Origin of the sequence: Halopseudomonas pachastrellae, from assembly GCF_900114765.1 — a bacterium.
GTDB lineage: Bacteria > Pseudomonadota > Gammaproteobacteria > Pseudomonadales > Pseudomonadaceae > Halopseudomonas > Halopseudomonas pachastrellae.
Genome location: NZ_FOUD01000014.1, coordinates 78,452 through 92,989, shown reverse-complemented (window position 1 = coordinate 92,989; position 14,538 = coordinate 78,452). Strand labels below are relative to the sequence as shown.

General features: G+C 61.7%; 10 protein-coding genes. 5 read left to right on the top strand and 5 right to left on the bottom strand.

Features of this window, described 5'->3' with window-relative positions; translation table 11 throughout:
• Nucleotides 1-747: 747 nt before the first annotated feature.
• The 4 genes from BM116_RS19175 to BM116_RS12115 all read right to left on the bottom strand — a co-directional run bounded on the left by BM116_RS19175 (nucleotide 748) and on the right by BM116_RS12115 (nucleotide 9,240).
• Nucleotides 748-4,422, bottom strand: coding sequence for a filamentous hemagglutinin N-terminal domain-containing protein (locus tag BM116_RS19175; protein ID WP_083724917.1), 3,675 nt, complete (start codon nucleotides 4,420-4,422; stop codon nucleotides 748-750).
• A gap of 24 nt (nucleotides 4,423-4,446) precedes the next feature.
• On the bottom strand, nucleotides 4,447-6,108 hold the full coding sequence (locus BM116_RS12125; RefSeq protein WP_328586208.1) for a ShlB/FhaC/HecB family hemolysin secretion/activation protein: 1,662 nt from the start codon (nucleotides 6,106-6,108) through the stop codon (nucleotides 4,447-4,449).
• 233 nt (nucleotides 6,109-6,341) lie between these two features.
• On the bottom strand, nucleotides 6,342-7,103 hold the full coding sequence (locus tag BM116_RS12120; RefSeq protein WP_083724921.1) for an alpha/beta fold hydrolase: 762 nt from the start codon (nucleotides 7,101-7,103) through the stop codon (nucleotides 6,342-6,344).
• A gap of 76 nt (nucleotides 7,104-7,179) precedes the next feature.
• Nucleotides 7,180-9,240 carry an autotransporter family protein gene (locus BM116_RS12115; protein WP_083724923.1) on the bottom strand — a complete coding sequence of 687 codons (2,061 nt, stop codon included), beginning with the start codon at nucleotides 9,238-9,240 and terminating at the stop codon, nucleotides 7,180-7,182.
• Nucleotides 9,241-9,663: 423 nt separating this feature from the next.
• Here BM116_RS12115 and BM116_RS12110 point away from each other — a divergent pair, with 423 nt between their 5' ends.
• Both BM116_RS12110 and BM116_RS12105 read left to right on the top strand, forming a co-directional pair.
• On the top strand, nucleotides 9,664-9,966 hold the full coding sequence (locus tag BM116_RS12110; protein ID WP_083724925.1) for a heme-degrading protein HmuQ: 303 nt from the start codon (nucleotides 9,664-9,666) through the stop codon (nucleotides 9,964-9,966).
• A 24-nt stretch (nucleotides 9,967-9,990) separates the two neighbouring features.
• Nucleotides 9,991-10,338 carry a hypothetical protein gene (locus tag BM116_RS12105; RefSeq protein WP_083724927.1) on the top strand — a complete coding sequence of 116 codons (348 nt, stop codon included), beginning with the start codon at nucleotides 9,991-9,993 and terminating at the stop codon, nucleotides 10,336-10,338.
• A 50-nt stretch (nucleotides 10,339-10,388) separates the two neighbouring features.
• On the opposite strand, the gene BM116_RS12100 is transcribed toward BM116_RS12105, so the two are convergent.
• On the bottom strand, nucleotides 10,389-12,161 hold the full coding sequence (locus tag BM116_RS12100; protein ID WP_083725072.1) for a S8/S53 family peptidase: 1,773 nt from the start codon (nucleotides 12,159-12,161) through the stop codon (nucleotides 10,389-10,391).
• 303 nt (nucleotides 12,162-12,464) lie between these two features.
• Between BM116_RS12100 and BM116_RS12095 the strand changes: the two genes are divergently transcribed.
• From BM116_RS12095 to BM116_RS12085, 3 genes are all read left to right on the top strand, one after another.
• Nucleotides 12,465-13,388, top strand: coding sequence for a hypothetical protein (locus BM116_RS12095; protein ID WP_083724929.1), 924 nt, complete (start codon nucleotides 12,465-12,467; stop codon nucleotides 13,386-13,388).
• Between the two features lie 79 nt (nucleotides 13,389-13,467).
• The gene (locus BM116_RS12090) at nucleotides 13,468-13,770 is read left to right on the top strand and encodes a DUF2845 domain-containing protein (protein ID WP_083724931.1); all 303 of its coding nucleotides are present in this window, start codon (nucleotides 13,468-13,470) and stop codon (nucleotides 13,768-13,770) included.
• A gap of 70 nt (nucleotides 13,771-13,840) precedes the next feature.
• Nucleotides 13,841-14,470 (top strand): SDR family oxidoreductase, encoded by a 630-nt coding sequence (locus BM116_RS12085; RefSeq protein ID WP_083724933.1) that lies wholly within the window; start codon nucleotides 13,841-13,843, stop codon nucleotides 14,468-14,470.
• Nucleotides 14,471-14,538: the final 68 nt, after the last annotated feature.

Below are 14,538 nucleotides of genomic sequence, written 5' to 3'. Positions count from 1 at the left end.
AGTACGCTCTCGCCCATGACCTCATGCTCTTCCAGCCAGACGATGTCGTGGGTCAGGGCGGCAACTTGTTCGGCACTGAGCGCTACGCCCAGGCTGAGGTTGAGGGCTTCACGGCTGGCCAGCGCATTGTCCATGAGGTATCGGTACATGGCTTCGTCACTGGTCAGGCCAGCAAGATAACGCGCGCCCGTGCGTGCGGTCACCGCGTCACGCATCAACCGTTGCTCATACAGACCATCGCCCAGGCGCTTGAGCGTCTGCCCCGGATCCAGCCCGAGTTGAGCAAGCAGGTACTCAGAACCCAGAAACTGGCCCAGGTTGGTCAGTGCCGGGTTGGTTTCAATCAGATACGGATGCGCGCCGGCCTGGGGCACGCTGACACCGGTTGGGGTGGTCGCGTCCGGGCTCTGACTGGCAGGCGTTTGTACCAGACGGAACAACCCCTGTTGGCCGTCGGGCAGGCTGAAACCGGGTAGGGTGAGCGGATTGACTTGCTGTTGTTGCAGGTCTGCCGGCAACTGGGCATTGACCTGAACTTGCATGATCTCGCCCAGCGTGTCGGCAACCTCCTGTCGGGCCGGGTCATCAGCCCAGGCAGGCAGATCGTTACCCAGCTCGCGACTGTTCTCCAGCACCTGACTGGCCTGGATCAGCAAGTCACCGCCGGCCTGGATGACGGCGGGGGCATTGGCGTTAAGCGCGGTGACGGTGGAGAGGTCACTGACCAGGCTGTAGCGGGCCAAGGCCTCAAGCGGCAGTTCCTTGGGTAGCTCTGCCGCGTTGTAGGGGGTAGAGGTAGTTACGCCGAAAGCGCTCGTCAGTACCGTCAGTGGTGCGTCCGGTATTCCATGTGCGAATACGCTCGGTGCGCCCACCGACCGCACCGAGGTTATGCAGGCGCTCGGCGTTGATGGACAGGTTGCCGCTAGCCGACAGGGTGCTGAACTGGTTTGCCACCTCAACGGCACTGACACTCAGATCACCACCGGCATGCAGCAGGGCCGCGCGGGAGTCTTCGACTATCTGACTGTCGTAGACCTCGCGAGCAATGTAGTCGACGTTGTGATGGTCACCACCGCAGTCATAGCAGTGCACCGTCATCTCGCCTTCCTGCAACACCTGCTCTTCGCGGAACACCGCCTTGCGGTTGTTCAGGCTGACAACATTCAACTGCATGTTGCCTGCCGATTCGATGTTGCCCGACACGTTGGCCAGACTCTGCGCAGATGTGGCCGGATCAAGCCCGCTGACGCTCAGGCTGCCCAGGCTGTATATGTCGGCATCCAGGTTGACGCTGTGATCCACATGCAGCAGCAGGTTATTGCCACTGAACAGCACCCCTAGGTGGTTGTAGAGCTGCTGACTGAAGACCTGCAGCTGATCGGCGGCACCCAGGACACCCCGATTGTCTATGTTGCCCGCCCGGACATTGAGACTACCCAGTACCGTCAGTTGGCCGTTGTTATTCAACGCACCGGTTGTCTGCACGCTGGCGTTGCTGCCGCCCAGAATACCGCCGATGTCGCTGGCCCCTGCCTCCAGGTCCAGGCTGCCGGCTTGCAGTGCCAACTGATCAATACTGGCCAGAGTGCCATAGCTGTCGTAGTGCCCGCTGAGAGCCAGATCAACACTGCCATCACTGGCCATGTAGCCATGATTGGTCCAGTTGTGCCCCTGCCCTTGCAGGGCCGTTTGCGCCAGTATCTGACTGGTGGCGGTCTGGCTGAGCTGATCTACCTCCAGCACGATGCGGTCGGCGTGCAACAGGCTGCCCTGCTGCCAGGCATCAGGGTTTTGCTCCAGCAGATCCAGTACGGTCAGCAGCTGCTGTTGCCGCGCCACGCTGGTATCACCCAGAAACGGCCCGAGCCCCTGGGCGAGAGAGTCAGCTACAAAGCCAGGCCAATCCTGGGTCAGTACCTCTCGGTAATAGTCAATCCACTGCTGCGCGGTGTAGTCGCTGTTCGTGGTCAGAAACAACGGCAGCAGGCTGTCGTTGTTGTTCAGTTGTTCGGCGTCGATGGTCAGTAACTGGCGAGCAAAAAGACTCCCATGCATATTGCTGAGGTGCTGTGCCGAGATCGCGAGGCTGCCCTCGGTGGCCGCCACGCTGCCCAGGTCATTGTCGACGCGCTCTGCCACCTGCAGGCTGACGTCGTGCGCCTGCACGCTGCCGTTGCGGTTATTTAACCAGCGGCTTACCACCTGCAGCGCGCCCTGCAAGCTGGACATAAGCCCACCTTGGTTGTCCAGGCCATCGGCTTGCAGCAAGGTGTCGCCATCACCGGCCAACAGCATGCCGTTGCGGTTGTTCACCAGCCCGCTCACATCCAGGCTCAGTGCTCCGCTGGTGGCCTGCAACACACCGCTGCGGTTGTCTACCTCTGCGGCAGCTAGGTGCAGGCCCTGATCACCAAGCAGCCGGCCCGCCTCGCTGTTGTCCAGCTTACCCTCAAGCTGCAGATCGGCTTGTCCCTGGGCGTATACCACACCTTGGACGTTCGCCAACTGCCGGGCACGCAGGTTAAGGTCAGCCTCGCTAAGAATCTGCCCTGCCAGACTATTATCGAGCAGCTGGGCCTGCAGACTTAGCTGGTCGCTACTGGCCAGCAGACCGGCACGATTGTCCAGCAAGCCTGCAACCTCAGCCTCAAGCTGCTGACCCGCGCTGATTTCACCCTCGCGGTTATCCAGCCCACTGGCCGCTACCTGCAGGTCTGCGTTGGCCACCACCGAGCCTTGGCGGTTATCAATGGCATTGTCAGCAATCAGCGCCAGATTGCCGCCACTGACCACAACGCCCTGCAGGCTGTTGTTGAGTTCGCCGACGCGCAGTTGCTGGTCAGCGGCGCTCACCAGCGCGCCTTCGCGGCTATTGTCGAGACTACCGGCCACCTCTACCGTCAGGCTACCTTGGCTAGACAGCGTGCCCTGATAACTGTTGTCCAACCGCGTGGCAGAAACGTCCAGATGATCGACCGCACTAACCTGGCCGTCGCGGTTGTCCAGTTGACCAGCTCTGAGCTGCACACTCGTGCTCCCCAGAATTTCCCCACTCTGGTTGTCCAGGTTGGCGCTGTTCAGATGCACAGCTTGCGCGCCGCTAAGCAGACCGAGACGGTTATCGAGCTGCTGAACATCCAGCGTCAGCGCGGCATCAGAGATCACCTCACCGGCATGGTTGTCGAGTCGCTCGGCGCTCACATGCACACCTTCGCGCGCGGCCAACGTCGCGCTGCGGTTGTCCACCTGCTCTGCCGTAACAGTCAGTTCGCCAGAGGCGAGCACTAGCCCGGCGTTGGCAACCTCGTCTGCTTGCAAGTCAATATTGGCGCTGGCTTGCCGACTACCGGCGAGGTCGATACCGGCCTCAAGTACGCCGTGGTTGTTAACCCGTTCGGCCTGCAGTCGCTGACTGCCACCACTGGCCAGGGTGCCGGTGGTGTCGATCTGGCCACTCGCCTGCAAGGCCACCTGACCGCCTGCGTAACCTTGGGCCAGGTTGATATCGGAGGCAGCCATGGTGATATCACCGCTGGCCGCAGCCCGCCCAATCGTCAGTTGCCCCTTGGAGTCGATCTGAATATCGCCGGCGGTGGCGGCCATATCACCCAACAAACGCACGCCTACCCCGTGCTCGGTACCGACCAGACGAATGGCGCCGGCATACATACCGCCTAGTGCCGAGCTGTCTATTGCGAGTTGCGGTGCTTGGCTACCGTCGTCCGCTCTAGGGGTGACGGCCAAGGTACTGGCGTCCACATCATTGCGGCCGGTCACCACGTTCAATTGGTTGGCGCGCAGCTCGGCGTTGAGCTGCAGACTGCGGGTAATAAGATCAAAGCGCTCGACGTTGCTAGCATTGAGGCCGGCGCCGTCAAGGGCGATCTGCCCTTGGTCCACCTCAAAACGCTGGAGCTGACCTTCGTCGACAATAGGCTTGCCGGTGCTCAGAGTGACTTGCGGCGTATTGAGGAAGCCACAGCCATCACAGGTGATACCGTGCGGGTTGGCTACGATGACGCCAGCACTCTGGCCGGCCACCTCGGTGTAACCCTGTAACTGGCTGGGGTTGGTACCGGTTATCTCGTTAAGAATCAGCCCCGCAGCCGCACCATTCAGATTGGGGTTGCCGTGAATCAGGCCACCCAACTCCGTGCCCTGGATCCCACTGGCGTTATTCAGAATTAGGCCCTGCTCCCGAACGTTGTAATCCGTAAAGCGGTTATGAGACAGCCCGCTGGCATTGGGTGTAGCGATATTGATAACCGGCACACCATTGCCGGCCTGGGTCAGTGCGGTGTTGCCGCCGGCTGCGGCGTCTACCGCCAGATCTGCCGCGACGCTGACCAGCGGGTTAAACACCAGCGCACCAATCAGCAAGCGGGCAACAGTCTTGAACAGGGGGCTACGCACGTCCATGGGCGGAATTCCTTGCAGGGCTGATCAGAAAAACAGGTCAACGCGAAAGTAGAGAGGGTGTTCGCCTCGGGCTATAACACCAGGGCGAGAAAGCGACTGGGCTAGCGTCAGGCTGGCGGCCAAATGCGGCCCACGGGCAGACAGCTCCAGCGCACTGCCGCTGAGCCGGCCATGCCGCCTGCCGTTATAAGGCGTACCGCTGATCGCGCCCAGGTCGTATCCCACTGCGGCGCCCAACTGCGAGAGCCATGGGCGCAACTGTAGATTGCTGATGGGGTACTGCCAGCGCAGGTTGCTGCGCCAGTAATACCCGCTATCGCCGCTGAGGGATTGGTCCTTGAAGCCACGCACCGAAGCCAAACCACCCAGGCTGATGCGCTGGGGCGAGAACAGCACGTCGCTGCTGTATTGCCCGCTAAGCAGACTGTCGACACTCAGCCGCTGACCGAGCAGCTCAAACGGCTGGAGGTAGCTGGCCGTCAGACTGTACTTGTCATAGCGGGCGACCGGCTGTCCAGCACCTGACGCATCATCTGACTGCGCATCAAAGGCGCCGATACCCTGCTGCCAGCCAACATCCAGGTTGACGAACGCGTTACCCAGCCGACGCCCGTGATTGGCTCCCAACTGCAGCTCACTGAGGCGGTGACTGGAGGTGGTCAGCAAGGCGTCTTCCAGATAATTGCGGGTACGCAGGTGAGCTACCCCTAGGCAGAGCGCCGTCTTGCCCAGGTTGTCGCGGTGCACCACGCGTTCGGCCCCGAACTGATGGCCTTTGCTTTCGCCGTCGCTCTCATACATCAGCCCACCCGCTTCCCCTCGGGTGCGGTAGTAGCTCTGGTTGTAGCTGTAATCGAGACGCCACCACCCCAACGGCAACGAATAGAACAGACTCTGGCTGGCGGAGTGGCGCCAGTGATCGCTGACAGCATCCTTACCACCGCGCAGGCGTAACTGATCACCCAGCCCCAGTGGGCTGTCCCAATCCAGCCCTATGCCCCACTGCTGCTCGCCGGTGCTGCGCTGACCATCGTTATGTCGGCTCAGAGAGGCGTGCCATGGCTTGCTGCGCTGGCCTTTGAGCTGAACGCGGCTACCGCCAGGCTGCTCGCCGGGCAGCAACTCCAGCTGCAGTTGGCGGGATGGCAGCCGGCTCAACTGATCAACCAGTTGCTCCAGCTCACGGAGGTTGAGCCGCTCCCCCGGCTGACCAGGAAAGCCCATTGCCAGCTCGCGCTCACTGGCCAATGCGGAACTGTCCAGCCCCTCCAGCACACCTTCGACAACCAGAACGTCCAGCTCACCATCGCTGAGGTCCTGCTGGGGTAGGTAGGCTCGCGAGGTGACATAGCCGCGGTCAAGGTAGAACCCGGTGATGGCGGCGAGCAGATTGTTCAATTCTGCGCTGCCAAGGCAGCGCCCGATAAAGGGCAACAACAGCGCATCCTGCTGCGCCTGAGTCATCAACCCAGCACCGCTGAGACGGATTAGCTGGATAGCAAAACACTGCGCCTCAGGCTGAGAGCTGGCAGGCGGCACCACCGCCCGCTCCCCAGGCAACTGTTGCAATTCCTGAAGTCGGAGGCGCTGCTCTTCAAGCACCCGCTCCTGACGCTCACGTATCAGTTCTCGATCACCGGGCAGCGCTTGAGCGTGCGCAAGGCCACAGCCAAACAGCAATAGCATTGCCGCAATACAGGCAGACTTACTCATGATTCCTTCCCTGGCGTTGCGCCGTGCACTGGCTAGCGCCTGACGCACTTTCAAATCCTTTTTTCAAGCGCGCGGATTATTCCTGTACATGCGATATCCGCCTACAGTGATGACGGAGAAATGCGGACCACTGCTCAACCGCTCAGGCAATTTGCCACTGCACCAAACGACCATGGTGCAGCCAACACACAGCCTATGAACCAGGGTCAATCATCAGCCCACAGCGCAGGCGCGCAGCAGTCATGGCCGATGTCTGGTACCACGGAGACCTGTGCGCCAGGAATGGTCTGCGCGCTGGGCGCAAAGCTGGCAGGCGGGACCTGGCGGTCCTGTTCGCCAAAGAACAGCCGACGCCTGACCTGCGGGCGCCAGTGCTCGATATCAGCCGGGTTGAGCGATGCAAACAGCGGTGTGTAGTCGTGCAGGTCTGCCCAGAGAGCCACGTCGGTCGGCGCTGCCAAGGTTACCACCTCGACTACTGCAGGCACCCGCTCGGCCAGCAGCAGCGCCAATACACCGCCGCCGGAGTGGCCCACCAGCGTCAGCGAGTCGATCTGCGGCTGACGCTGCAACCAGCTCTGCAGCCCCTGCGCCATGGCCGCTACCACCTGATCGGAGTAGCGCCCATAGGTCCAAAGCATGGCGTTGCAGGCGGGCTGAGCTGACGCCTGAAAATAGCAGGGGCGCCCCAAGTACAGGGACGGGCCTGGCAGTGAGGCCATCCAGGTCAGCGCTGGCAGGTTGCGAGGCGATGGGTCATCGGCGATGACCCGACCGCCAGCGCGCCAGGGTCGCCCGTCGCCCTCGATGTAAATTCGCGCGTGTCGGCCTGCAGTCGCTCGCTCAAATCCCTGCAACATGAAATCGGCTGCGGGCAGGCTGACCGGTTGCAGGCCGGCAAGCCGCGCCTGCGATGCCAGCCGCTCGACGGGCGACGCTGCGCAGCCAGCCAGTATGGCCGGCAGCATAAGAAGTCCGGCCGCGCGCCACAGGGCGAACGGCCGGTTAATCAGGGGCCGGGGCCCCTGTTTGTGCACTGTCAGATCAGAAACGCTGGCGGAAGCGCACTTCAAATGAGTACTCGTCATAGTCGTCATAGCCAACCAGCGTATTGCCCTGCAGCGACAGGCTGCGTGCGTCACTCATGGTTTTGGTCAGCCCCAGGCCAATGCGCCCGTAGTTTGAACTTTGCGACGGCGTTTGACTGACAAACACGCTGCCCGGCGCGGTCACGAAGGACATCGGCACGGCCGTGCCATCGTTTTCAAACTCGTGCTCCCAGGCCAGACGCAGGTCGCCTTGCAGACTGTCGGAAAACGCATAAACCGTGCTGAAACCCAGCTCGGACACCAGCGAGTCGATATCGGTACTGCCAACCCGCAGGGCAGCTGGGCCGCCTTTCTCGGTAAAGCCGTCTACCGATACGTCGGTGTAATGCAGATAGGCGAAGGGCTCAAGCGTCACACCGGTAAGCGCGTAGGCCTTGGTGAGGCCGAGCGAGGCGCTCCAGATGTCACCGCGGGTTTTGCCCTTGACCAGGCCAAAGCCGGTATCACGGTCCGTCTCGAAGTGCGCGCGGCTGAAGCCCAGGTTCCCTTCCAGAAAAACATCACCGCCCAGTGCCTGGGAGGCATAGGCCGTGATGCCGTAGGTGTCAGCCTCGGAGCCACCAGAAGCGCCACTGTAGTTGGCATCAGAAGCGGAATAGGACAGCGCCACACCCACCTGGGTGTCGTCACTGAGGTAGCGGTCTACCCCGGCCAGGAAGGTGTAGGTTTTGCTGTCAAAGCCGGCGGCTGTGGCCGAGCTGTCGTAGTCGCCACGGGTGTAGATGCCACGAATGAAGTAACCCACCTCGCCCTGGTCAGCCGAGGCTGCGCCGCCACGTGCCTGCTGCAGGCTGTTGATCAGGTCGGACGACAGCGCAACATTGCCGTTGCTGTAGTCCATGACATCAATGTCACGGCTGGCGTAGCCGGTGCGACGCATGTCGGCCAGGCGACTGGTCAACGTCCGGCGTACGTTGCGGGTGTTGGAAATGGCGGTATGCAGCATCTGGTTAACCTGATACTGACTCAGCTTGCGGTACTGCTCTGGAGCAGTAATCTGCTGGCCCAGGGTCTGCAGCTGCTGGTTGCTGGTGCTGGCGATGGCACCACATATCTGGGCGGCAACGCCACTGGCGGAGGCGCAGTCAATACCCACTACCGGCACCTGACCTACTGCGATATCGGCGACCAGCTTGGCCAATTCGCCACTGAGTGCAGCCAGGGCGGCCGCATCGGTGTACACGCTGCGCAGCCCGTCGATGTCCATCGCGGTACCACCGCTGGCCAGCGCCAGCTCGGTGTAATCGGCTTCGGTGGTGCCGTAGGCCGAGGTCAGCAGGTAGCCCTGCACCTTGGTAATGACGCCATTGGCATCCTTGACGTAGGCGTAGCCGGTATCCGGGTCGCTGCCGACGATGGCAATTGCCGGGTTGCCGTTCTTGTCGGTAAAACGCTGGCTGACCACCGCGTGTACCACGGTGTTGTACTGAGCCAGCTGACCTTGAATGTAGCTCTTCTCCAGCGCCGTCATACCCGCAGGCAGATGGCTGGTATCCAGCTGGTAAAAGTCGTCATCGCGGTCTTCGTCAGTGATCAGCATGATGGACGAACCGGCGCTGGGGCGAAACTCGAAATAGCGGTAGATATAGTCGATCGCGCGGTAGCCATCTTCGGTGCCACCGCTGGTTTCCAGCTCCGGAGTCACGCCATCAAATGCCTCGGCGGAGCCCCACAGCGGGGTACTGTCACTATCGAGGTTGAGGTGACGATACAGCGCGTAGCCTTCTTCGCGCCCGGCCTCACCTGCAGATATTGTCTGGCCTGAACTGCCGCCAAAACCCATCAGGCCGTACTGGTTGAGGGTGACATTCTGGTCGTTGAGCAGGCTGTCGAGGTTTTTTACGTAGGTGCCGATAAAAGCATTGTGCTCACCAGCCATGGAGCCGGACTCATCGATAGCGACTACCATGTCGAGCGAGGAGGCGGCGTGCAGAGTCCCGCCGCTGATGGCTGCACCAATCAGCGCAGCGAGCAATTTGGGTTTGCAGAGGGTCATAGGGCAGTGCTCCTTGTCTGCTGTTCCGGCCCCTGCCGGGTACCGGGGTTCCTGTATTCCCGGAACACCTGCAACAACACATGGCAAACAACGGTACTGCCAGTGACATCATGTCGGTCGTGCTTCCTGGGGCTGATGAGCTTGCCGCCGGCCGCTGGGTAACGCCGCATCGAGGCGACTAGCGCAGGCACGCACGTGCGTGAAACTCACCGCGCGCATACTGATCCTCCGGCACGGAAAATGCCCGTACTATTTTCAGAAAAAGTGCGACCTGGCTCGCAAATTCAGAATTCGGGAGTGCAGAATTCGCCGGTGATGCCCGCTGCAGAGCGCAATCCGGCCATCAACCAGCTGCCTGCAGTTGACCCAACAACCCTGCCCCTCCACATAATAGGTCTCATTTACCCACGCTGGAGCCAGCCCATGTTCATTGCCATGAACCGTTTCAAGATCAAGCCCGGTCACGAGCAGGACTTTATCGATATCTGGAAGAACCGCGACAGCCTGCTGGCCAGCGTGCCGGGCTTCAAGAACTTCAACCTGCTGCAGGGCCCGACCACTGAGGAATACACGCTGTTTGCCTCCCACGCGACCTGGGAGTCGCGCAGCGCCTTTGAGGACTGGACCCACTCCGAGGCCTTCCGCGCCGCCCACGCCAATGCCGGCAGCCGCCGCGAGATCTACCTGGGTCCGCCGCAGCTGGAGTGTTTTGAGGTCGCGCTGTAAGCCACTGATTGAAGGAGTGCAAGGATGCAACACAAACTCGGCCTTGCTGGCCTGCTCTGCCTGTCCCTCAGCGCCTGCGGCGACGCACCCCAAGAGCCGCTGAACAGTCGCGCCAATGGTCTGGCCTTGCCGACCGGCCCGCATGAGACCATCACCGTCAGCGGCAAGATGACGTTCTGGATGTACGAAGGCGACGCCGGCTGCTACGGCAGCCTGCTCACCGGCGGTCAGGAGGTCGAGCTGTGGATTGATGCCGATGCCTGCGGCGACACCGAGTACGCCGAGAACGCGCCAGCCAGCGTCGACATCACCTGGCGCGAAGACAACCAGTGGGGGCCAGGCAACACCTATACGATCACGCGCGTCAACTGAGCATTGAAAGGCCATGCGCAGTTAGCTGACCTGCCGTTGCTGTTTGGCTGTTAACGCACGCGGTCCAGACTCTGCACCGTCAAATCCAGCGCCTTGTACATATCCAGCCGCGCGGAATGCCCAACGTCCGGGTTGTTCAGGTCGTTGGCGCGCTCGGACGGCAGAATCGGCGCGGTCAGATCGTCGCCCTCGGTGGGCTCAAAATCGTATTCCTCACCAATGGTCATCGCGCTGCGGCGCAGCAGCATGCGCAGCTGATCCGGCTCCAGCTCGGGGTTGATCGACAGCATCGCGGCCAGCAAACCCGCTACCAGCGGCGTGGCGTAGGAGGTGCCGCAATGCACGTCGCCTTCTTCATCAGCCTTGGCCGTTGAGGAGCGCACGCAGGCTGCGGCGGTGATATCCACGCGCATGTCGATATTCGAGGCCTTGCGCTTGACGGCGTACTGCGCATCGTCAACCGGCACGTCTTTCTCGCTGCGCTGATGGCCACCCACCACAAACAGCTGATCGGTAACGAAGGAGGACGGTAGCCGGTATTCATCACGGCCCGAGAACGAAGAGCCGTTGCCCGCAGAATTGACCACAACGACGTTCGGATGCTCTTCACGCAGCCAGAGGAAGAACTCCTCCAGCAACTCTTCATAGCCGCTCATGGCAGTGCCCGAGCGTACCAGCGAGTCGATAGGGTCGCCGTTGACGTCGATCGCGCCAACGCGATGAATACCCCAACTCCAGTTCAGCACACGAACGCCGTCTTCCACCATGTTCACCGAGGCCGCGATATTGGCCGTAATACCGGCGTCGGAATCGCGCCCGACTATTACCTCAAAGCCGGGGCCAACATCGTCCAGCCCGCGTAAAAACCCGCTATTGCCGCCCTTGTCCCAGGCTGCCGCGAATATACCGCTGACGGTGCTGCCATGGCCGTCGGGCTTATCGGCATCACGTGCGTACAGGCACAAACGCCGACTGTCGGTGCGGCAGTCACCACCGGTGTAATCGCCAAAATCCGGCGCGTCAAAATCGACGTCACGCTCGATTACGCCGATACGTATCGGATGCGTCTGAACGTCGCCGCTGTCCTGCTGCAGCCGGCGTTGATAAAAATTCACCGCATCAAGAAAACGGTTAGCGGCCCACTCCTCATTGTCGGCCGGCGGGGCACTGGCGGTGTCCGCTTCAATGCTGTCTTCTGCGCCCGACTCCTCGATTACCACCGCGTCCACGCTCACCTCACCGCCCAGGCGCAATACCGTTGCATCGCGCTCGTCCAGGTTCTTCGCGGCCAGGCGCAACTGGTAGGTGTTGAGCGGCGGAATCATGCCGACCACCCTGGCATCGTACTTCTCTGCCAGCCGCTTGGCCTCTTCCAGCCCGTCGTACTCTTCTTCAATGACCACGCTGACCAGATCAACATAGGAGGTGAGTCCATCCATGTTCTCGGCCACTTCGTCTTCCGTCGCCGCCAGCACGTGGCTGGAGCCGAGCGACAGCCAAACCGGATTGCTCTGCCGCCCCTGTTGCTCCAGCACCAGCGGCCCGCTGCGCTTGCCGTTACCATCAACCTGCAACTGCAGCGATTCGCCGTCGCTGCCAACATGCTGCTGGGCCAGCCGCTCGCCGTTCAGCCGCGCTTGCCATTGGCCGGACTGCAGACCTTTTACCTGCAAACAGAATGTCTGCGTTTGCGTCTGCAGCAAATCACCGCAGCGCTGCAACTGTTGGATACGAATCGGCTCCGGCTCCGCAGCGGTAACGGGCAGCGTCAATAACAGCAGCGCAGACCACAGGCCGCGCTTGATGGGGAAAGTACAGGTCATTCCTTGCTCCGCCAGCACCGGCGACGACAGGCCGCCGATAGTTGTCATGCGTCTTGATATCCTTCCGACTCGCAAACGGCAGAATGTTTCAATGCCTGGACACGTTGGCGCTACGCGCAAGGTATCTGCGCCCCGGTAGCGCGGAGCAACACACGGGTCGGCCGGCCTCCAGGCGCACAGCCGTTCACTCGCTTGCCTCGTCCATAACCCCCATGAATAGCGGCCCAAAGTGGGTTTGCCGCGCTCACCCCCTCCTGCCTACACTGCACCATTGCGCGACTACTACTGAGCAGGGACACCACTATGAGCTTTGATACCCCCCTCTATCTATGCGGCCCGCTGCGCGAGCCGAAACAAATGCTGGCCGATCAGGAATACAGCGGTCACTCCTCGATCCACGACGACAGCATGGCCGAGAAGCTGGGCTTTCGCGCCGGTCCGATCGAAGGCCCGACCCACTTCAGCCAGTTCACGCCGCTGCTGGTCGAGATCTGGGGTCAGCAATGGTTCGAGAAGGGCTGTTTCTCGTCGCACTTCCAGAACATGGTGGTCGAAGGCGAACAGGTACGCGCCTTTGTCGAGCGCCCGGCGCCGGGCCAGACTCGCGTGCGCTGCTGGGCCGAGAAAGCCGATGGCACGCCCGTGCTGGAAGCCAGCGCCAGCATTGGTGCTGCACCGGGCGAGAGCCTGCTGTACGAGCGTATGGCCAAGCTGCGTGCGCCGGAAAAACTGGTGATCCTCTCTGACCTGCACGTGGGCATGAAGGGCGCGGTAGACGAGAAAGTACGCATGGACCCAGACCAGAACATGGGCAAGCTCTACCCGTTCTCGCTGAACCAGAAGCTGGCCGGCATCACCGAAAACTCCAGCTGGTACTCCGATGGCAGCCGCACACCCTGGGGCCGCGCCGTGATTCCGACCGAGATGGTCAGCGTACTGGCCGAGTACACCAGCAAAGACGCCGAATTCCCGGTCAAGCAGCCGGTCATCGGCCTGTTCGCCGACCAGGAAATCCGCATGATCGACGGCCCGCTGCTGGTCGGTGAGGACTACCTGATTCGCCGCGAAGTGGTCGCCCTGTCCGAGAGCAAGCGCACCGAGTCCTACTGGGTGCTGTCACGCATCTACGACGCCAGCGGCGAGGTGCTCAAGGCCGAGATGCTGCTCAACCACGCCACCCTCAAGCACTCCTACGCCAACTACGAAGCCGAGGCCGCCGCCCTCTGAGGCAGATCGTCGCCGGGTATTGCGCGCGTACCGAAGGCGGTGGGACTATCAATGCTCCACCGCTCCGGAGGACCGCCGCATGCCCACTGCATCTACCAACCGTGCCCTGGCCTTCGCCGGCACACTGATGCTCGTCAGCCTGCCGGCCCACGCCTTGCGCTGCGGCACCGATATTGTCGATGAAGACGACCTGATGTTCGAAGTTGAACAGGCCTGCGGCCCGCCGTTATCGCGTCAGGTCATCGGCTACGTAGACAGCCTGGTCTACGGCGACCGCATCCGGGTCATGAACATTGAAGAGTGGATCTACAAGATCAACCGTAATCACTACAGTCTGGAATTCGAGGGCAACCGCTTGCAGCGCATCACCCGCATTCGCTGAGCAGTGAACTCAATAACAACAAGCGCACTCCACAAGAGACACGCGCAATAACAGGCGAGGATATACCCAGATGGGCAAGACACTGGTAATCGGCAGCACCGGCCAGATTGGCCGCCAATTGCTCCCCCTGCTGCAACAAAGCGGGCTGGAGGTTGCAGCCCTGGCACGCAACCCGGCCAAGTTGGCGGGTATCGACGGTATCGAGATCATTGAGGGTGACCTGGAAGGCAACTTCGAGCACGCCTTTGCCGGCTGCGACCGGGTGGTATTTACCGCCGGCTCAGGCGCCAGCACCGGCCCGGACAAAACCCTGCTGATCGACCTCTGGGCTGCGCGCAAGGCAGTCGACTACGCCCTCAAGCACCACGTAAAGCACTTTGTCATGGTCAGTGCGCGCGGCGCCGACAACCCGGACCGTGGCAACTCGCCGATCAAACCCTATCTGGTCGCCAAGTGCTTCGCCGATGAGTATCTGCAGCGCTCCTGCGTGCCCTACACCATCTTGCGTCCGGGGCGTCTGACCGATGACGCCGCCACCGGGTGCATCACCACCCGTCGCCCGGAAAACCCGGAGCAGCAGCACATCACCCGCGCCGATACCGCGCGCATCATTGCCCATGTGCTCAAGAGCGGGCAAAGCAAGAACGCGGTCTACGAGCTGTATCAAGGTGCGACGCCGTTCGCTGATCTGATCGCCTGACCCCGCCCAGAGCGGCGCCAGCCGCGACCCTGTCCCAGCGCTCTGGCATACTCGGCAACCAGCAGGCA

Excerpts from the sequence above, each read along its gene's own strand:
- BM116_RS12085 (WP_083724933.1), top strand. The coding sequence starts at position 13,841 with ATGGGCAAGACACTGGTAATCGGCAGCACCGGCCAGATTGGCCGCCAA.
- BM116_RS12095 (WP_083724929.1), top strand. The coding sequence starts at position 12,465 with ATGAGCTTTGATACCCCCCTCTATCTATGCGGCCCGCTGCGCGAGCCG.
- BM116_RS12100 (WP_083725072.1), bottom strand. The coding sequence starts at position 12,161 with ATGACCTGTACTTTCCCCATCAAGCGCGGCCTGTGGTCTGCGCTGCTG.
- BM116_RS12090 (WP_083724931.1), top strand. The coding sequence starts at position 13,468 with ATGCCCACTGCATCTACCAACCGTGCCCTGGCCTTCGCCGGCACACTG.
- BM116_RS12125 (WP_328586208.1), bottom strand. The coding sequence starts at position 6,108 with ATGCTATTGCTGTTTGGCTGTGGCCTTGCGCACGCTCAAGCGCTGCCC.
- BM116_RS12105 (WP_083724927.1), top strand. The coding sequence starts at position 9,991 with ATGCAACACAAACTCGGCCTTGCTGGCCTGCTCTGCCTGTCCCTCAGC.
- BM116_RS12115 (WP_083724923.1), bottom strand. The coding sequence starts at position 9,240 with ATGACCCTCTGCAAACCCAAATTGCTCGCTGCGCTGATTGGTGCAGCC.
- BM116_RS19175 (WP_083724917.1), bottom strand. The coding sequence starts at position 4,422 with ATGGACGTGCGTAGCCCCCTGTTCAAGACTGTTGCCCGCTTGCTGATT.
- BM116_RS12110 (WP_083724925.1), top strand. The coding sequence starts at position 9,664 with ATGTTCATTGCCATGAACCGTTTCAAGATCAAGCCCGGTCACGAGCAG.
- BM116_RS12120 (WP_083724921.1), bottom strand. The coding sequence starts at position 7,103 with ATGCTGCCGGCCATACTGGCTGGCTGCGCAGCGTCGCCCGTCGAGCGG.